This window comes from Streptomyces sp. NPDC046805, from assembly GCF_040645355.1.
Taxonomy (GTDB): domain Bacteria; phylum Actinomycetota; class Actinomycetes; order Streptomycetales; family Streptomycetaceae; genus Streptomyces.
Map to the genome: position 1 here is coordinate 16,849 of NZ_JBEYYC010000037.1, position 18,494 is coordinate 35,342.

The following is an 18,494-nucleotide window of genomic DNA, read 5'->3' on the forward strand; positions in this document are numbered from 1 at the left end:
TCCGTCCGGTACGAGCTCAGGCCTCGCATCAACAGACCCAACCTCCTGGACGCCATGTCGAAGTCGGCCCAGCCGGCAGTGAACAAGGCGATCCAGGACATCCACAACGCCGAGGACCGTGAGCGGCCGAACGGGCCATCAAGACCGTCGCCAAGCTCTACGGAGCCAAGATCACCGACGGTCAGGACCTGCCTGGACCCGCCTGCGCACACGAATCCGATCAAGTCGACCTTCGCCACCGTCCGGCTCCGCACCAAGGGTGCAAGCTCACGCACAACGATCAGCGCGTCGCTGGTCTGGTGGAGCCGTATTGGCCTCGCAGGTCGCAAGGCACTTCCTCGTTTCTCGAAAGGTCATCCACAGGCATCAGACCGGTGGATCCGGGCTCAGTTGCCCGGCACACTTCGGAGAAGGCCATGTACTGCGGCGCGTAGAAGGGAGGCCGAGCCGCTGCCGTCGGCGTAGTCGATGACGGCTGCTTTCGCGTGCTGGGTGATGAACCCGGTCGCGGCGTGCTTGGCACAGCGGGTGGCCAATACGACCACGTCCGCCTGCCTGGCTTTTTGCCGCAGTTGCGGACTGCCCACGCTGTCGTGAGCGACGGCAACCTTGACGCCGGGGGCGAGCTGCTGCAGCGCCTCGCCAACCCGATCCAACACTCGCTGGTCAAGGGAGTACAGCAGCAGGTTGCGACCAGCCGCATCCCGCAGGCCAGTTGCGGTGTCTTGTGCCTGCCCCTCGCCAGGCTGATCGTGCCAGTCCAGTTCGATGCCGAGTTCCACGGATAGGCGCCGTGCCATGGCGAGATCGGCGGGATCCAGGCGCCCCTGGTGCACGCTGAGCGGCAGCAGCATTGCCAAGGCGAAGGATTCACGTGCATCAGGGTCGGGGTGTGCCTCCATGACCAGCCGGTCCGCGAAGTCCAACGCGATAGCGGCCCGCTCGGGAGCGACCCAGCGCTCGCACGTGTCGGCAAGTTCTCCCAGCAGTTGCCCGTAGACGGCAGCGGAAGGACCGGAACGCAGCACGATCTCGGTCAGTGCCTGCACGGCCAACAGGTCGCCCGGTCCAAGCCAGTCGTAGGCCAGCGCACAGGTGATCAGAGCACGGGCGCTGAGCGGTGCAGGTTGGTCGTAACCGACGCTTTCGATGAAGGCGCCCACACAGCGCCAGATCTTTGCCTGACCCTCGTCGTGCAGCCCTTCCAGCAAGGCGGCGATGTCTCGGTCGTCCAGGGCTGGCGAGGGCCAGGCTGTCCAGACTTCCTGCTCCAGGATGCTGGTCAGGCCGGTATAGCCGTCGGCGATCGCGCGGATCAACTCCGGCCAAGAGGCAAGGACCTGCTCCGTCGTGGCCGGCTCGGCGGCTTGCGCTGCAGACGAAGACGGCGACGGTTCCGGGGTGTTGGCGAGGGTGCCGGTCTGGTGGGTGGGCGCCTCCTGCTGCGGAGGGCTTTGTGGGCCGGCGAGGGCCGCGGCCGCTTCCCTAAGAACAGGTGGCAGGGCGTCGTGGGATGCGGTGCGCTCGATGGTGGTGAGTATGTACTGGGTACTCTGAGGATCTTCCCGGGTCACCGCGGCCAGCAGCAAGACCAGGAGTGCCTCAATGGAGTAGGACTCCGCGCTGTCTTCGAAGGGAGCGAGGGCGAGGAAGCCCCGATCGCGTAGGGCGTGTTGCGCAGCTGACAGGTCGCCGCGGTCTAGCGGGTCCTGCAGGTCGCAGGTGAAGGCAGCATTGAGCACCGCCGCCTTCACCGGCGTGGGCGGATCTTGCCGCAAAACGTCGCTGAGACCCGGGTAATCGAGTAGTTCTTGATCGAGGCCGAGCCGGGAGAGTCGTTTGATGTGCAGGTGGGCGAGGTTGGCGGCGGTAATGCCTCCTTGCCCGGCCAACTGGTCGAGGGCGGCTTGGGAAGCGGCTTGGCCACCGGCTGCCAGGGCAGCGTCGAACTCGGCCAGCAGTCGCCCCGTGGGCTTTGTTGCCCGCCACAGTCGAGGGGGACGATGGGCCAAGGTGTGCTGCATGAGCAGGGCCACGTCGGTCAGTCTCTGGCGGTAGCGGCGGTGCGGGTGTGTTTCCAGTCTGAAGGTCGTCTCTGCTCCGGCGAAGTCCTGCACTGCTGCTTCGACTGGGTCGTTGGCGTCCAGCGTGCTGGGGCGTACACCGGAGCCGATGAGATAGGTCGGCCCGGCGAAGGCGGTGATGACGTTGCCAATGAGGGCTGCGTGTGCCTCGTCGCGGGCGATGACGTAGATCGCGAAGCGGTCCTGGGCCTGCTGGTAGCGCGGCAGCATGACCGGGATGTCGCTGCCGCTGCGTAGCAGGTCGACGAAGGGCCGGACCCGTTCGCCTTTGCGGGGGTCGGGATCCATGTCTGGCCACGCGTCGTTGCCCGGGCCGAAGAAGCGCAGCAAAAAGGCTTCCAGGTCCTGAGTGGTCCAAACGGGGGCAGCCTGGCGCGCGGCGATCACTGATGCTCCTTCCATCGCTGGGCGAGTTCCAGGCGTGCCTGGGCCGCGTCGCTGCCTCCCACCTTGTAGCTCACCGCCTCGTCGTTCTCCATCAGGCCGCGCACCGTGAAGTTCATGGACCCGGTGAGCAGCCAATCCCGACCGCAGATGGTCTTTTCGTGCACGGCGGGGTCCTGCACCATGCGCACGGCGTGCTGCGAGGTCAAGCGGCGCAGACGCCCGAGGAATTGTGCATTGTGCGGGTCCGGGCGGGTGACCACCGTCAGGGAGGCGCTGGCCGCCACAATCCGGGCGAGCAGGTCGGACAGCGAGCAGGCGCTGGGGGGATTGTCGTCAAACAGGTCGTCGTACGTTCCCTGGCTGTTGTCCAAGACCTTCACGTCACTGATCCACGGCGAGACCAGCCACATCACGGGCCCAGGCCAGACGAGTTCCCCCACTAGCGCCGTCGCCAGGATCGAGTCGGCGCGCACGCCGGTGTGCCCCCCGGTGCGTACGGGGCGCTCGAGTCGACTCACTGTGTCGCCTCCCGGATGTCCACCCGCACGCGCCACTGCTGGCCGTCACGGCTCATTCCTTGCATCTCCCCGTACAGGCGCAGGACGTCCCAGTCCACCGTGAGAGCTGGCACGCGGACGATGGCGTCAGACAAAGCCGTCGTGGCGTTCGTGTCGGCTGTCAACTCCACGGCGGCATGCTGGGCTATCGCGGTCTGATAGCGCTGCTCCCAGCCCTCTTCGGTGACGTCGATGCGCGGCAGTTGCTCATCGTGTGCCGCGGCGGCCAGGAGGCGGTCCAGGACGGGAGGACGGTCGAGGTAGGGCTGGTAGTGCTGAAGGTGGTGGGTGCGGGCATCGCGGCCACGCGGCCAGAGCAGACTGAAGGCCTGGTCGGCCGACAGGCGCGGGCCGGGGCCGGTGGGCAGGCGCCCGGAGCCGACGGCGTAGGCAATGACGCGGGCGTCGACTTCCACGCCCAGGCGACGTTCCAGGTCCTGCCACCCTTCGATCAAAGCCAGTGCGCTGGCGTCGGTGGTAGGGCTGCTGCCGGGGCGGAGCAGTCGGGTGGACAGCGCTGCCACCGCACTGTGCCGCGGCGGACCGTCGAGTCTGCTCCAAGCCTCGCGAAGGTCGGTGAGCGCTTGGCTGGAGTCGGCGGCGGAGGTGTGGGCGCGCAGGACTGCCATTGCCCGTGCTGCGACTCCGGTCGGTTCGGCCGTCACGTGGCGCAGGAGTCGGGTCACGGTGGTGTCGACGTACTCGTAGTCGTTGGGGGTTAGAGCCGTCTCAACCAGGCGCCAAAAGCGCCGCGGGTCCTCGGCATAGTAGCGGGACAGTTGTTCGATCACGCCTAGGCCGCCGATGGAGGTTTCGCTCAGCCACACCACGGCCGGATCCCCTTCATTGGCTGCGGGGACCACGTCCACGATCAGATCGCCGTCTTGAGCATCCGGGCAGGCGCGCAGGGCTGCGGCGAGGATGGCCGCAGCCACGGTGTCGGTGTAGGCGCGCCGTGCCAGGTCGGCGCTGCGGATGGCGACGTCCGAAGCCACCAGAAGTTGCCCGGCCCGGTCCAGGGCGTCGATGACAGCGGGCACGTCGCTGAGTTCGGTGAGCGTGGCGATGAGACGTTCGTTGCTGTGGGCGGGCTGGCCGGTGGGCTCATCGCGGTAGAGCACGCTGAGGATTTCCGCCAGGTCGTCTCGCCAGCTGCCATCCGCCAGCGTTGAGCGGATCGACGACGGGTCGGGACCGTTGTCGATCAGGCCGCGCAGGGAGAACGACGTCAGGTACACCAGCGCCAGCCAGCCGCGCTGGAACTGGTTGGTCACCTCCCCCAGCGCAGGATCGTCCGCCACTGCCTGGAAAAAGGCCAGGGTGCCCCACTGGGGCGAGGTGAGGTAACGCGCGACCTCGGGACGCGTGGTGTCCAGTGGGGCGAGGGTGAAGGAGGCTGCGTCCACGTTCAGCCGGAAACCGAGCGCGGCCGGTTCCCCGTTCCGGGTGTAGCGCACGGTGCGGGCGTCCGTAGCGCCTGCCTCGTAGCTCACTTCAAAGCGCGAACCGGCAGTCATGCGGCGCACCTCGATCGGATTGCCCGCCGCGTGCAGGGCGAAGCCGACGGAGGTGATGCGGTGTTCCCACGACGAGGGACGGGGAACGTCACCCGGCAGGAGTTGGGTGCCTGCATCGACAACGATCTGCGAGCCCCACAGAGGAAATCCCTGTGACCGGTCGGCGACCTCCTTGGGCGGCTCGCTGAGCTGCAGACGATGCGGGCGCAGCACGACCAGACCTGCCGAATCCTGCCCCAGGGGGACCCAGAGGCCTTCGGGCATCGAGCCCGGTACAAGGCTCTCGTCCAGTTCCAGGGTGTCCTGGCCAAGTGGGGGAATCGGCAGCCAAGTGCGGTGGTCGTCACGCTGGTAGCCATAGCGGCGGCTGACCCTGCCAGGTACGGCTTCCCTCAGGGCCCTGGCAATCGGCAGCAACTCGTCGGTGCTGTCCTGGTCGGCGCTGCTGGCAGTAGTGCGCGAAGCGAACGGAAGGATCAGTCCGACCTCGGGCACATTGAGCGGATCAAACAGCGTTCGCGTGACGAACTCCGGCAGCATGGCACGGGGCTCGGCGCCGGGATCCTTCTCCTGGAGGGTCTGCCAGTTGTTCTTCAGGCGGCGTACCGCGGTGGGAACCACGCTGAGCAACAAAGAGCGCGGCTCCTCCCAGAGCAAGGCTTGCACTTCGTCGGCGGTCAACTGCAGTGCCGCTTTGAGATGGCGCGCCAGATCGTCCTGGAGAGCAGTAGTGGTCAAGAGGCTCTCCAACACCTGCGCCAAGTCCAGGCGGGGGGCTTTGTCCTTGTCGCGGTTCTTTGCTTTTGGTGCGGTCAACAGCGTCCTGGGGTCGGCCCACAGGTGGCGGGAGCGCAGTTTGCGTCCTGCCCAGTCCAGCAGAGACTGCGCTCCCTGGATCTTGATAACAAAGCGGTTGTTGACCGGAAGGTGACGTACGGGCACTTCCGGCTGGAACAGTGTCTCGTAGGCCTGGTAGGCCAGTCGGTCCCGGCCGTAGTCGGACAGGGTTATGACCGTGATGGGGCGCATGGCGCGTTGACGGCCGGCCCGGCCGCGTCGCTGGATGAAGGCCGCCGCGTCGTGGGGGGCCTTGTGCTGGAGTACCAACCCGACACGAGGGTCGTTGAAACCGACTTCGAGCGAGGCGGTCGCCACCGTCAGCTTGGCCTGCAGATCGACACCGACGTCCTGAGATGACGTGCGCGCTATCCGCAGAGCGCCGCGGTGGCCAGCCCCCGGGGCGAGCACATGGCCGATCTTTTCCATCAGGTCCCACGATTGGCCGTCACGGTAGCGGGCTTGGTGGTGGGCGCGGGCCGGAGCGCGCAACGCGGCCAGGGCTGGTTTCCGACCCGGTTGACCGTAGCGGTTCTGCCCGCCCTCAGCGTCCCGCAGGTCGTCGTAGAAGCGGTTGGTGACATCCAGGTCGTCGGTGAACAGGAATCCGGTGGACCCGTATAGTGCGGCGTCTTCTTCCGGGTCGAGCATGCGCCCAAAAAGCATGGCGGTTTGGATGGAGGTTGACAGCAGGCTGCTGCCGGCGATCGGATCGCCGCGCAGCGCCAGAGCGTACTCGCGCCCCTCCTCATCCATGCTGTCGTCGGCGGGTTGGATGTACTCGACGTGGCTGTCGCGCAGTCCCACCAGGCGGGCGAAGAACGCACCAGCGTCGCGCAGGGTGGCGCTCAGACCGACGAAAGCGACCGGCTTGCGGACGGCCTGCTGCCAGCGGCGCAGCAGCAAAGCAGTCTGGGCTCCGTGAATCCCGGAGTAGGTGTGCACCTCATCAAGCAGGACCAGAGACGGGACCGCGCCTCCCTGCCAGCCCAGCAGTCGGCTGAGTCCGCCTCCGGCACTGTTCAGGTTGAGCATTTCGGTCGTGGTGAACAGCAGGTCAGGGGGCGCGTCCTGCTGGGATCGACGGGTCAGGGCAAGGCTGCCCTCCGGAATGCTGGCCGGGCAGGCTAGGCAGACCAGGCGCTCCTTATCGCCGCGACGGTCAAGATCACGCCAGAGCAGTTCACCGCGCTCGCACGCAGGACAGGTCAAATAGGGGCAGATGGCACCCTCTCGCGTCCGCTTCCAGGCAGTACGGCCGCTTGCGCCAGGCTGGAGCCGGTCGTCCTCATGGTGATAGGGCGTGTCTCCGTAGAGGGCCCCCAGTCGAAGCGGCCGGCGCGCGGAGCCCTGCAGGGTGGGCTCCAGCGTGCGGGCGGTGCTCAGCGCTTCCCGCAACTGATCGCGCAGCAGTTCCTTGCGCGGATACAGCGCCAGCGTGTGCAGGCGGGAACTGTTCGGTCGGGCACGCTCGGCCATGGCGGCGAAAGCCGGCAGGTAGAAAGACAGCGTCTTGCCGCTACCGGTGCCAGCACCCACGATCACGCCGCTGGAGTGCGGACGTTGCAGCGCGCTGGTCACCGCCGCGGTGGCGTCAACCTGGAAGCGGGCTAGGTCACGAGACCCGATGTGGGCTTGGGCCACGAGGTGCTGAAGGGGGCCCCAGCCGGCCAGAGTGGCGAGTTCCTTCAGCGCGGTCGCCGCGGGGATATTGCGCTGGGGGTAGCGACGCGGCGCGGTGTGCAGGCGGTAGTCGGCCACGAGTCGCTTGCCGCTCTGCCACCACCGCGCCGCCTCATCGCGGGCCTGCCAGGTGAAGAGTTGCCGCAACTGCGCCGCTAGCCGGACGGTCTCGGCGAGCCGCGTGCGGTACTGCGGGGGTGAACTGTCGGGCACCTTGAAGAGCCAGGCGCGATCGCGGAACTCGTACAGCAGGTCTTCGCTCGACATACCTGCCGCCGCCTCAGGGGCGTTCGACAGACACTGGTCGATGACTTCGAGGACTTCGCTCTCCGTCAGGGCCCCGTCGGCGATGCCCCACGATACAAGGGGCAGTTCGCGGCTTTCGAGGTTATTGAGGACCTGGTTGTAGAAACGCGCAAGGGACGGTGCGATCACGCCCGCCTCCTACGGAGCTCCAGGTCGGCGTCGAGAGCGGCGCGGCGCAGCAGCGCGATCTCCTCGTCGGTGATGTCACGCAGCAGCAGTGCGGTACCGGACGCCAAGCGGTCCAGCAGCGTCTGCAGTCCTTCCGGAGGCGGCGGTGCGGTATTGAGCAGTTCCGTCAGCTCAGCGTGTGCGTTAGCGAACAAGGTAATCGCCGCTACATCGAATTCGGAGGCGCGGGCGGCTCGGACGAGGCCTTGGTGCAGCGTCTTGGCCCGTGCCTGTTCCTCCAGGGAGAGCATGGCTTGCCGCGCGAGTTCCAGCGCCGTCAACTGGGCTTGCGTCCACTGCTGCCAGGCTTCCTGGCTGTCTTGTGCTATGAGTTCGGCGACCTTCTTCACAGCCTGCGAGGCCTTGTTAAAGGCCGGATTGGGGGGCAATCCGCCCTCGCATTGGCGGGCGAACGCGGCCAAACCTGTGTCGATCCCGGACAGGTCGATGTCGGGGCTTCCCGGTTGCGCCATCAAGGAGCGGGCGATGCGGATGCGCCGCTGCAAGGTCACCAACTGGTTACGCAGAACGCTGATGCGTTCGCTGATGCGCCGGGCCTCCTCCTCGCCTTTCTCTCCCTCGCTGAGTCGGCGCGCCTCCGCCTGCAGACGCTCCGCCTTTTGCAGGACGGACAATGGCCCGCTCATCGTTCCTCCCCCTCTGCGTTCAGCCCCTGCCACTCCCTCAAGAGTTCTTGGACACCCCGAGCCGCCTCGTCGCCATGGGAGTTCGCACGGGACGCTGCATGTTCCAACGCGGCGGTCAACCATGCATCGCTCGCCAGTAGCAAGGCGCGTACCACCTGCAAGGTGGGGCCTCGATCCCGCACAGCCGCTGTGATGCACGCCGCGCGCCGCACAGTGTCGGAAGACTCAGGATCATCCGTCCTGCGCAGATCATCCTCAAGTTGGTTGAGGACCTTCCAGTCGACGTCCTGGGAGCGTTTCAGAAGGTCTGTGATCTGTGCCCGGGTAGCCAGGGGAACCGGGATACTAGCGTCCTCGGCTGCGGCAAGCGCGTCGCGAACCGCTGCCAGGACTTGCGCCCCCGTCGAACCGCGTGAATGGTGTTGCCGTATTTCGTCGAGTTTCTGGCGCAAAGACGTGTTTTGCGCGTTCACCACGTCCATCCAGTTGGCGAAGTTCTTCACTGCCGGTCTCACCCACTCCGGCACCTCCAACCCGGCCACCTGCCAGTCCCACTGCGCAGTCGCCCGGCGCAGCAGTGGCAGCGCCCGGGCGGCATCGATCAGCCGCGGCGCCCCGGCGCCCTGAGCCACGCCCAGACTGGTGCGAAGCCGCTCGATTAGGGATCGCCTGTACTGGAGGTGGGACTCCAGTGCTCTGCTCCAGGCCGCATCGCAGTCGGCGGTGTCCTGACGTGCCCATGAGCGCCCCTCAGCAAAGGCCGCCGACAATAGTTCGGACTCGTCCATGCCGGGCCAGGCCTGCCCAGCCAGGGCTGCACCGATGAGAGAAGCTCTCAACCCGAGCACCAACTCGTCGTCAGTGATCTCCAGGTTCTTCTGCAGCGCCGCGGTCAGTGACGCACCGTAGCGGTCGGCCTCGGTGCTCAATCGACGTACGTGCTCGGCCCGCTGGGCAGGCTGGCCGTTCTTCAGCAGAAGCACGCTGCGCAGATAGCGACTGTTTCGCGCCGTTCGCTTGATCCGAATGGGTGCCGCACCCGCACCCTGCACGTTTTCCGTTGCTCCTTCAATGGAGACCACACGGGCGTTGGGGGGCCAAGCCGCTCGAATAGTTCCTTGCGTTTGTTCCAGCATGAGCGGATCAACCCAGCGGTATCGCTGCACCACCGCAGTGACAAGTACGGTACGCAGATCACTCGCGACGCCCTGCAAGAGAACCTGCTTTCGCGTAAGCCAGTCTTCTACCGCATCAAGCTTGGCCTTCAGGGATGCTGGCAGTCTCGCCTCGGCAATGGCCTTCTGCCCAGTGTCTTCAGGATCCCGTACCGGCTCATCGCTCCCCCCCTTCTCCCCTGTCCTGGTCCGCTTCTGAGACACTGCACCCTCACCGGAGAACGTGCGGGACTCTAGACCAAAGGCTTCAACGACAGCGGAAGGCAACGCACCGGCATAGTCCGGAGCGTCGCCCCAGAACTCGAGAACGATCTTTCGGCGGTCGGCGTCGAGTAGGTCCTCTGCTTCTACGACTTCCTGCACCTCAGTGGACAGCGGCTCATCAACGTCTGCCGTGGGGAACTGCGCGCGGAAGCGAGCGTCGGGGAAGGTTCCTTCCCTGAGCGCGTTGGCATGCTCGACCAGAACAGGACGAATCACGCTGCCGAGCACGGTGCGGGGGACGAACGCATAGGGATCATTGCGCGGAGCCGTCGAATGGATCGCGCGTACGAGTGCAGACTGATTGAACGGATACAGCCCAATTCCGTCGGAGGTCGCCCCGAACTGCTCATGACACTGGGAGATCAGGGAGCAACTATCGCAGCGGTTGGGGACCTGTCCGTCTTGCGTGCCTTCCAGGACGTCGCGTCCAAGGCGTGCAGCGTTGAGGTAGCGTCCGACGAAGGTGGTGATCTCAGACTCGCCCTGGTGATCCCTGGTAAAGGGCACGTTGAGGTTGTAGATGTAGCCGGCCGTGGCGCGAACGCGGGTGAGTGCGGTTTCTGGCAGGTCTTTGAAGTAGCCCGTGGTGACCGCCATGAGGGTACGGATCGGGGCCAGGCTCGTGCGGCCGTACCGGTTGGCAGCCTCGATGACGGCATCAAGGAGCTCTCTTTGCACGCCCTGGATCAGCGCAAAGTCCTCGATGAGTAGGATGATCTCTTTATTTTTGCGGGCGTACTCCCGCCGTACCTGGAGCATGGCATCCTGCAGACGGCCGGCTCCCAGGCTCGCCACCCGCTTGACAGCTGTCTCCAAGTGCTGGTTCAGCAGGTCGACTGCGGCCTGCTGCAATTCTGTATTCCCCGAGATTGCACGGATCAGTTTGATCGTGACCTGGGCGGCCTGGTGGAGATCCAGCAGGTCGGTAGGCAGGTTCTCGATCGTGAAGGCCATGGGGCGATCCGGTTCGCCACCTGCACGATCCCGGAGCAACTGCTCCGCCAACTTGGGAATGAACTTCCCCGGTGCAAGCATGTAAGCGCTCACATGAGGATCTTGCAGAACAACCGTCAGGCCGCGGGGGCCAGCGAGCGGACGGGCATGCTGAGGCACGTCCCGCGGGGTCGTGGCGGCCAGGGACTCGCTCAGGGCGTTGACCAGTCGCCTGCTGAGCGTGGCAGCGTCCACGCTGTCGGTGAACTGGTGGATCTCGGCACGCAACTGAGCCAGGGTGCCGTCTTCCGCGTCGGCAAGCAAAGCGTCGATCACGGCACGCAGGCTGGTCTTGGCCTTTTCCAGGTAGATGACCTTGCACCTGTCCGAGTCCGGCAGATTTTCGTACACCCAGCGCACCAGATGAGACTTTCCAGTGCCGGAGTCACCGACGATCGGCAACAAGAGCGCACCGGTGTCGGACTTTAGGGCGAGGAATTCATCACGGACGGTTTCCTCATCGATGAGCGGGCCGTCGGAAAGGACAGCACGTCCGTCCAGGCGGGATCGGCGAATGCGCAGCGGCGCATGCGTGGCTAGGAAGACCTCACGAGAAGGGCTGACCGCCTCGGTGTTGATGGTCGCAGCCGCGGTTTCGGGCGTCCAGCAAAGGAAGCCACGGAAGTCAGCCATGCTGGTCCTCCGAGATGACGATGTCGGACACGTAGTGGGACGGACGGTCAGGATCATGGACGGTCAGGATGCGCTGAGCGTCGGCGTCTTGCTGCATGATGAGCCAGCCCTCGTCTTCGCCACGTAGTAGGGCAAAGGACAATGCGAGCCCGGCTGATTGTGCGCCCGGGTCAGGGATGCCCAAGGCGTTGGCATATTCGCCGCCCGGGAGTACCGGCAGGGCGGTGCGCAATGCACGGGCGACGTCGACTGCGTTGACTCGGTCCCCGACGGCCCACAGCGATTGCACAGTCTGTTTGACGGCTGCTGTGCAGTCCGGTGAGAGAGGTCCCTTTCCGCCGCTGGGCAGCAACGGAGCCGCTCCCAGGCCTAGCGCAGGGGCCCAGTGCACAAAGCGGTTCCACCGGGTGTCGTTTTTTGAAGCAGTGCCGGCTTCGGGGTTGAGGTCGATGGACTGCTCAAGTTGGGCGATGTCCCAGGTAGCAGGCTCGTCGAGCGGGTCTCTGGAAAGGAACCACACGAGGGTACGGGTCAGATCTCTCGGACCGGTCTGCCGATTGCCTTCGGCCAGTCCCGCATTGAGGTCGCTGGACAGGACAGCCTGGCGCAGGGCCGCGGCGAACGTGCCGAAGTCGGTGCCGTCCACCTCAAGAGCGTGGCCGATAAGCGAAAGTCGGCTGTCCTCTTCCGCGATCAGCCGCAACTCACGCAGGCTGCGCACGGCTTGGTCAAAGGCCTTGTTCTCCTTTCCCTCGGTAAGCGAGGGCGGGGCCAAGAGGGCGCGTGCGCGGTCTGCAGGCAGCGGTTTTCCTTCTGCGGCAAGGAGGCGAACGACGGCCCACATAAATGGTGGTATCGATGCTTCCACATTGAGCAGGGCCATTAGAACGACTCCAAGGCAGTACGCACCCACAAGTGGGCGCGGTGGATTGCGACAAGAGGGGAATCGGAACGATCCGGGTGCGCCAGGGCCCGTGGATGCAGCAAGTACGTTACATCTTGGGAATCGAACCGCATCGCCAGGTCGTCTCCCATGTGGGAGATGGAAGGCTCAAGGAGCCAGACCATAGGATTGGTGTAGCGGCCGATGAGGTCCTCGTCGGTATCCAGGATGAGAGGACCGGGGCGCACGTCGCGTTGGAGTCGTCGTGTGGCGATGTGGTTCAGTCCCGGCCCGCCTATCACCGACATCCCCCGCACCACCAACCGTTCGAGCAGTTCCGGGATCAGGTCGGTGAACTCTCGCTCCGTTTCCCAGTAGATGGACAGGCACGGCAGGTCGCCCCGGAAGCGCCGTAGGGGGTCTTCGCATCGGGTCGGCCACGACGGCACCGGGGGCCAGGGTTCGACCGCCAGTCGGTAGTAGCCCTCGGGGGTGGCTCGTGGAGGACCGTCCTTGCGGCAGTGTGGACACCCACGACAGGTGACTCCTGTGGTCAAGGTGCCCCCGCGGTAAGGCACGCGGTAGTGCTCAGCCAGTGCCTCCCCCCAGCAGCGGTCGCTGCGCAGGATTGCCCGCAGCCGTCCTGCTGCGGCACGTTGGTCGGCGATGATCCGTTGGCGGACTTCGTTGAAGCGTTCGCGGAAGTAAGCACGGTCGTTGGTCTGGCTGTCTGAGAGGAAGACGTCAAATTGCTTCCCCAAGGCGGCGTAGAACGCATCGGAACGTTCTTGCCATGCCGTTTCGGTTTCCCCGTCGCCACGGACCGGAGGTTCGGGAATGGTCACCTTGATGAGGTTGGCTCTGACCATGAAGTTGAGGATGCGCTCGTTCCAACTGCGATGCCGGTTGAAGCCTTCGGGCATGTCGGCAGGCAGGGCGTCAAGGTTGACCCGGTAGGCGCCACTGGCGGTGGGTGTGCGGCTTACCCACATGGCCCGCCACCGGATCCAGGCGCGCTCGACCGTCAGTTGCGGGCTGCGGTTGAGCCTTTCGGCCAGTTTTTCGTCTCCGGGAGCGGTGGCCATGTAGGCAATGCAGGGGTTTCCGTCGCGCCCTGCGCGGCCGACTTCTTGGTAGTAGCGGTCAGTGGTCTCCGGGAGGCAGGCGTGGACCACGGTGCGCACGTCGGCCAGGTCGACTCCCAGGCCAAAGGCTGAGGTGCCCACGACTACGTCGAACCGGGTCGGAGTGGGCCCGGCGGAGGTGGAGCCTGCCCAGCCCTCCAAGGCCGCTCGCCGCTCGTCATCTTTGGATTTGCCGGTGACGTGGGTGACACGCTCAAAGCCGGCTTGGCGGAGCCGTGCGGCCCAGGCGATGGCGTCTTGCACCCGCGTGGTGTACAACGCCAGTGGCCGCGGCAGCATAGCGACGGCTTCGATGACGGCTTCTTGTCGGGTCTGGGCGTCTGGGCAAGTGTCGACGTAGTAGCTGGGTTCGTGCCGTAGTTGAGAGGCCCAGACCACCTGTGCTTCGCCTTCTTCGGCGAAGAGCTGCTCCAGGAGGGTGACCTGCTGGTGGGTGAGGGTGGCGCTCATCGCCACCGTCACCGGCGCCTGATCCTTGGGGGCCTTGCGCAGCCAGGTACGCCGGTGGCTGGCCATCGTCTGGAATTCGGGCCGAAACCCCGTGCCCCACTGCTCGACCAGGTGCGCCTCGTCGATGACGAAGTACTGCAGCAGTCCGGCTTCGGCGGCGTCCTCCAGAGGTTTCTTCAGCGCCGTCACCACCGCTTCCGGGGAGGCGAACAGCAGGCGTTGGCGACCGGTGCGGACGTCCTCGCATATCTGCCGCTTGACCTCCTCCGGCATGCCACCGGTGTAGGCATAACGGCCGGTCGGGCTCCGTCTGCCCTGCCGTTCAAGGGTGGCCTGCGTTCTAGCCTCCATGTCCAGGGCAAGAATGACCGTGGGGACGACCACGACGGACACCCCCCCGCGGGCGCCGGCCAACAGGGCCGAGGCCTGGGCCACCGCGGTCTTGCCGTGTCCGGTGGGCAGGCACACGATCGTCGTGCTGCCGGCAGGAGCCAGGGCAACGGCTCGCGCGGCTTGTTGCTGCCCGACGGAGACGTACTCCTGGTAGCCGAGGGCCTCTGTCCAATAGGGGTCGGCCGACCGGGGTTCGAGGTGTCTCCGATGCGGTGAGTCCACCCCGAGATAAATTTGCTTCAGGTCCTCCCGGGCGCTTTCTTGTGCTTCGGGCGTCAGCTCCCGCGGGTGCCATGGCAGGGCGAAGACCCGCAATCCCCGTTCGGTCGGCAGCGTCCGGCACGCCATCTGTTCCCACTGTTCACGGCTGGGCAACGCGGGATCCAGGGGCACCTCCAGTCCTGCATTGTTTCCCCGGACGGCGGCCTCCAGCAGGATCTGTCGGGTGAGGGCCGCGATGTCGCGCCAGCCGACCGCGTCTGCGCGATGACCGGCCCGGTCGGCCAAGGCGTCTTCCAGCCGCCGCAGGGTGCCAGTGGCCATCGACGTCGGCACCTGGGGCCAGGCCATAAACAGTTCCTGGGCGTGCGCCCACAGATCACCCATCGCGCTTCACCGTCCGGTATCCCCCGCGCACAATGCAGGTGGCGGCGACCACGCGTACCGAAGGACGGCTCAGTGCCTCCGTCAGATCCCGTCCCACGGCCACGTCCAGCAGGTAGCTTTCGGTGTCGCCCAGCAGGTGGCCGGCCGCACTGCGCGCCTGCGCCTGCGCGGTCGCGATCGCGAGTTGCTGCCGTGCCTGCTCCTGCGCCTTAGCGCACTTGCTCATCAGGTCGGTTGCCTGGACGAGATGGGCACGGGACACTCCCTCGGCTGTTTCTGCTGCCTGCCGGTATTCCTGCCACCCTCCGAACACGGCAACCAGCTCGCCGTGGTTCTTGACGTTGTAGTTCTGATCTCCTTGCCCGCCGTAGGAAGCGTCCAGCCAGGCGCAGGCCTTCGGATCGGTCAGAGCGATACGGTGCCCGGCAGGCACCCATACCTTGTGGGTGAACGGGGGAAGCAGGCGGTCAGCCTGGCGTCGCAGGGCTCGCCCGGCCTCGGGCACGTCATCGACACGCCGTAGGGCGGCACTGATGTCGGCTTCCACGAGGTACTCGAGCCCGAAGTAGGCTTCATCTCCTGTGCGGCAGGTCGGGTCAAAACGCCGGAAGGCCGTCGCCTGACCGCGTTCGTCGGCGAAGACAATGTCGGCGAGCATGTCCACGAAGGGGTTGCCCGAGCGGAAGAGCCGGGTTCCCGGCGCGCGCAGGGCGGTGGAGCGGTTGAAGACACCCTGGGCCATGTGGGGATGAATGCGTTCGGCGGCTGCGTCGTAGCGCCGTGGGTCGATCAGCGGATGCGAGGAGGCAACGTCGAACCGGTCGCGCTTGTGGCCGGCGACGGTGCGTGTGTCATGCCGAAAGCGCAGCCCGCCACTGCTGTCATCGGCGTAGTGCACCAGGCTCTCACGCAAGCGGCGCCAGTCCTGCTCCAGGTGATCGAGCGCGCTCGTGGTCTGACGGGCCTGTTCAGACGTCTCGTGGATGGACTCCAGCATGTCCATGGTGTCGATGTCCCGCTTGGCCTGGCGCAGTTCCTCGCGCACGCTGGGCGCCAGGGTCATCAGCCCCACGGGACCGTCGACGAGGGCTTGGCGCCACACGCGGGTCAGCCCTTCGGCGATGGTGTCCTGCAGGGTCGAGACGGACGCGGTAAACAGGTCGTATCCCTCGTGGAGCAGACCGGCCCAGGCCCCGCAGAACGCCTCGTTCCCTTCACGGTCGCCGATGCGGAACTGCTGCGCCGGTCGGTTCTGCCGCAGCGATTCCACTCCCCGGTAGCGATCCACCCGTCCGATTCGCTGTTCCAGGCGGTTAGGGGACCATGGCAGCCGTACGTGTACCACCACGTCTGCAACTTGCAGGTTCAACCCGTCCTCGGCTGATGTGTCAGCGACGAGCACCTGGCACAGGGCGGCGTTCTGCGGAGTACGCCAGATCTGCACGACCTGCTCGCAGGCGTCCGCGCTGGTGGCTGTGGTGTGCAGGCCCACCACGGCGGCGGGGGCCTGGGCGCTGAGCGCCGCCGCTACCTGGGCGGCCAAGGTTCCCGGGCCGCAGAAGATCACCGTCCTGGTTCCGGGACGCACTACCGGCAGCAACGCTTTGGCTAGGGCCGTGGGTGCGGTGGTGGGGGACAAGTCAGCGCGCTGCTTGCTGTAGGTCTCCCCCAGTTCGCTTTCCCGGGAAAGGGTTGCCGGTGCCGCAAGCAGAAGGCGTTCCTGCTCGGTCAGTCCGGCCCGGTCGGCGGCTTCCCGGTCGTGGTGGGTGCGCCAACGCAGCGCGCATAGCAGATCTTCCACCAGGCCTCCGGCCCGAGAGGCAAGCACCGCAAGCGCCATGGCGTAGGCCGTGTGCTGGGTGTCGTCGGCTGCGGTGTCCACCAAGTGGTCGGCAATGAGCGTGCGCCACTCCAGCAGCAGCGCCTGACCGAGGTGGTGCTCCCCGAAATCCACCGCGAGCAGGCGCGGACGGGTGCGTCCTCTCACTTCATAGGGCACAAGCTCCATCTCTTCGTCGTCGCGCAGCACGGAGACGCGGCGGTGGCGGATGACCCGTCGGTGCAGGCGGTAGGTCTCGCTGAGATGAGCCCTCAAAGCCTCGACGCGCAGACCCAATTCAGGAGCTTGATCCTCGTCCGCCAGTTCGGCCTCGTCGGTGAGGAGGGCCAGCACGTCGGTGGCGAACGCCTCAAAGCGCTCGTCGAGCGGCAGGAGTCCTCGCAGGCTTGCGATGGTCATCGGCAGCAGCGTGGGGAGATAGGCGTCCAACTGAAACATGCCGTCGGCAAGGTCCTTACGCCGCCGGTAGCGCTCCTCGAAGGAGGCACGGTCGTCCCAGCGGTACAGGTTCTTGTCCAGCAGATGCAGCAGACCCAAGTGGGTGACGTAGTGAGAGGTCACCGGGGTGGCCGACAGCAGCAACAGGCGCGTGGCCGTGTGGGCGATGCCGCACAGTTCGCGGTAGGGCGATTGCGTCGGCTCCGTGATGTCGTGGACGAGGAGGTGCGCCTCGTCGACGACGAGCAGGTCGGCGTCGCGATAGGGCGCCCACTCGTGCGGCGTGTCGTGGGCGGTGAAGGTGATGCGTGCCTCGGGGAAATCGTCGATGAAGAACTTCTCGAGCATTTCGCCACGCCACTGCCTCACCAAGGGCGCCGGTGCCATGACGACAACGCGCGCATGAGGGTTGTCGATCAGGGTCTGACGAATGACATAGCCAGCCTGGATGGTTTTGCCGAGCCCGACCTCATCGGCCAGTAAGTAGCGCTGCACCGGGTCGGACAGGACGGTCAAAGCGGCCTGCACCTGGTGCGGGTAGATTTCCGCCGCAGAAGACAGCAGGGCCGGGATGCTCCCGCTGGCGCCACGCTGAGCCATGAGGCTGTGCAGCATGGGCAGGCGGGCATCGCGGAAGTAGCCAGACTCGTTCCCGCCAACCCCCAGCGTCGCTACCGGATTCTTGACGGGCTGATCCCAGCGCACGTGCAACTCCGCTGCCCGAACAGGGAGGTGCACATCGGGATGATTGGGGAACTGCACGTAGTACACACCCGGGTCACTCCCCCGCACCCGTCCCACGATCCACACGCCGGTGCTGGGATCACGCCGGTAGACCCGGGTCTCCTCCGGCAAAGGCACCGGCGTACACAGGCGCGCGGCGACGCGCTGCGTCTGCGCAACGGGTTCCGCTATCGACTCAAAAAAATCAACCTGGACATTCTCCCCCTCAACTGCTGCGACTCGCCCCACCCCCGGAGAACCGGCAAAGCGGACAAAATCCCCCACCCTTAGCCCTAACATTGCACTTCCTTCACAAGGCGCCCACATCTAGCCGGTTGAAGAGTAAACGGCACCACCGACAACCGCCGGTCCGGTACACGCTCTACAGCGATCACCAGGCACGAAGCCCCCGATCACCCGCTAGAAGATCGCGCCTGCCCTCCCACCGTCGCCCTCCCCAGGACGACTTGTACCAGCTCACTGCCCCCGCGCTCTGCTCCTGGGCACGGAGGATGAGCTCGCGATAACAATGACCGTGAACGTTCATAATGCATGCAGTTGGTCCGGTCAATGCGTTACGCCCAAGATGCTGCGCTCAATTTGAGGCAACAGACGCCAGAGGCCGCGACGTTGGGGTATCGCTCAAGCTGAGCGAGAGGATCGCTGCCCCTGCGGGTGGACGGAGGAGTGGCGGCGGAGCACTGCAGTCCACGGATCCGGTCTCGGTGAAGAGCACGCATTCACCCACGGCACGCCGGCGCATGC

General features: G+C 66.0%; 8 protein-coding genes. All 8 read right to left on the reverse strand.

What is annotated here, in order from left to right:
* Positions 1-386: 386 nt before the first annotated feature.
* From dpdD to dpdE, 8 genes are read right to left on the reverse strand one after another with little or no spacing between them, the layout of a single operon-like run.
* Positions 387-2,471 carry a protein DpdD gene (dpdD, locus tag ABZ910_RS31070; RefSeq protein WP_361371557.1) on the reverse strand — a complete coding sequence of 695 codons (2,085 nt, stop codon included), beginning with the start codon at positions 2,469-2,471 and terminating at the stop codon, positions 387-389.
* The gene (dpdK, locus tag ABZ910_RS31075) at positions 2,468-3,025 is read right to left on the reverse strand and encodes a phospholipase D-like domain-containing protein DpdK (protein ID WP_361371560.1); all 558 of its coding nucleotides are present in this window, start codon (positions 3,023-3,025) and stop codon (positions 2,468-2,470) included. The genes dpdD and dpdK overlap by 4 nt, the downstream gene beginning before the upstream one ends.
* On the reverse strand, positions 2,986-7,500 hold the full coding sequence (dpdJ, locus tag ABZ910_RS31080; RefSeq protein ID WP_361371563.1) for a protein DpdJ: 4,515 nt from the start codon (positions 7,498-7,500) through the stop codon (positions 2,986-2,988). Before dpdJ ends, dpdK begins: the two co-directional genes overlap by 40 nt.
* Positions 7,497-8,186, reverse strand: coding sequence for a hypothetical protein (locus ABZ910_RS31085; protein ID WP_361371566.1), 690 nt, complete (start codon positions 8,184-8,186; stop codon positions 7,497-7,499). The genes dpdJ and ABZ910_RS31085 overlap by 4 nt, the downstream gene beginning before the upstream one ends.
* Positions 8,183-11,251 (reverse strand): protein DpdH, encoded by a 3,069-nt coding sequence (dpdH, locus tag ABZ910_RS31090; protein WP_361371569.1) that lies wholly within the window; start codon positions 11,249-11,251, stop codon positions 8,183-8,185. Before dpdH ends, ABZ910_RS31085 begins: the two co-directional genes overlap by 4 nt.
* On the reverse strand, positions 11,244-12,134 hold the full coding sequence (dpdG, locus tag ABZ910_RS31095; protein ID WP_361371572.1) for a protein DpdG: 891 nt from the start codon (positions 12,132-12,134) through the stop codon (positions 11,244-11,246). The genes dpdH and dpdG overlap by 8 nt, the downstream gene beginning before the upstream one ends.
* Positions 12,134-14,728, reverse strand: coding sequence for a protein DpdF (gene dpdF, locus ABZ910_RS31100; RefSeq protein WP_361371575.1), 2,595 nt, complete (start codon positions 14,726-14,728; stop codon positions 12,134-12,136). Before dpdF ends, dpdG begins: the two co-directional genes overlap by 1 nt.
* The gene (gene dpdE, locus ABZ910_RS31105; RefSeq protein WP_361371578.1) at positions 14,721-18,056 is read right to left on the reverse strand and encodes a protein DpdE; all 3,336 of its coding nucleotides are present in this window, start codon (positions 18,054-18,056) and stop codon (positions 14,721-14,723) included. The genes dpdF and dpdE overlap by 8 nt, the downstream gene beginning before the upstream one ends.
* Positions 18,057-18,494: the final 438 nt, after the last annotated feature.

Coding starts and splice junctions, on each gene's coding strand:
- dpdF (WP_361371575.1), bottom strand. CDS start 14,728: ATGGGTGATCTGTGGGCGCACGCCCAGGAACTGTTTATGGCCTGGCCC.
- dpdG (WP_361371572.1), bottom strand. CDS start 12,134: ATGGCCCTGCTCAATGTGGAAGCATCGATACCACCATTTATGTGGGCC.
- ABZ910_RS31085 (WP_361371566.1), bottom strand. CDS start 8,186: ATGAGCGGGCCATTGTCCGTCCTGCAAAAGGCGGAGCGTCTGCAGGCG.
- dpdE (WP_361371578.1), bottom strand. CDS start 18,056: ATGTGGGCGCCTTGTGAAGGAAGTGCAATGTTAGGGCTAAGGGTGGGG.
- dpdH (WP_361371569.1), bottom strand. CDS start 11,251: ATGGCTGACTTCCGTGGCTTCCTTTGCTGGACGCCCGAAACCGCGGCT.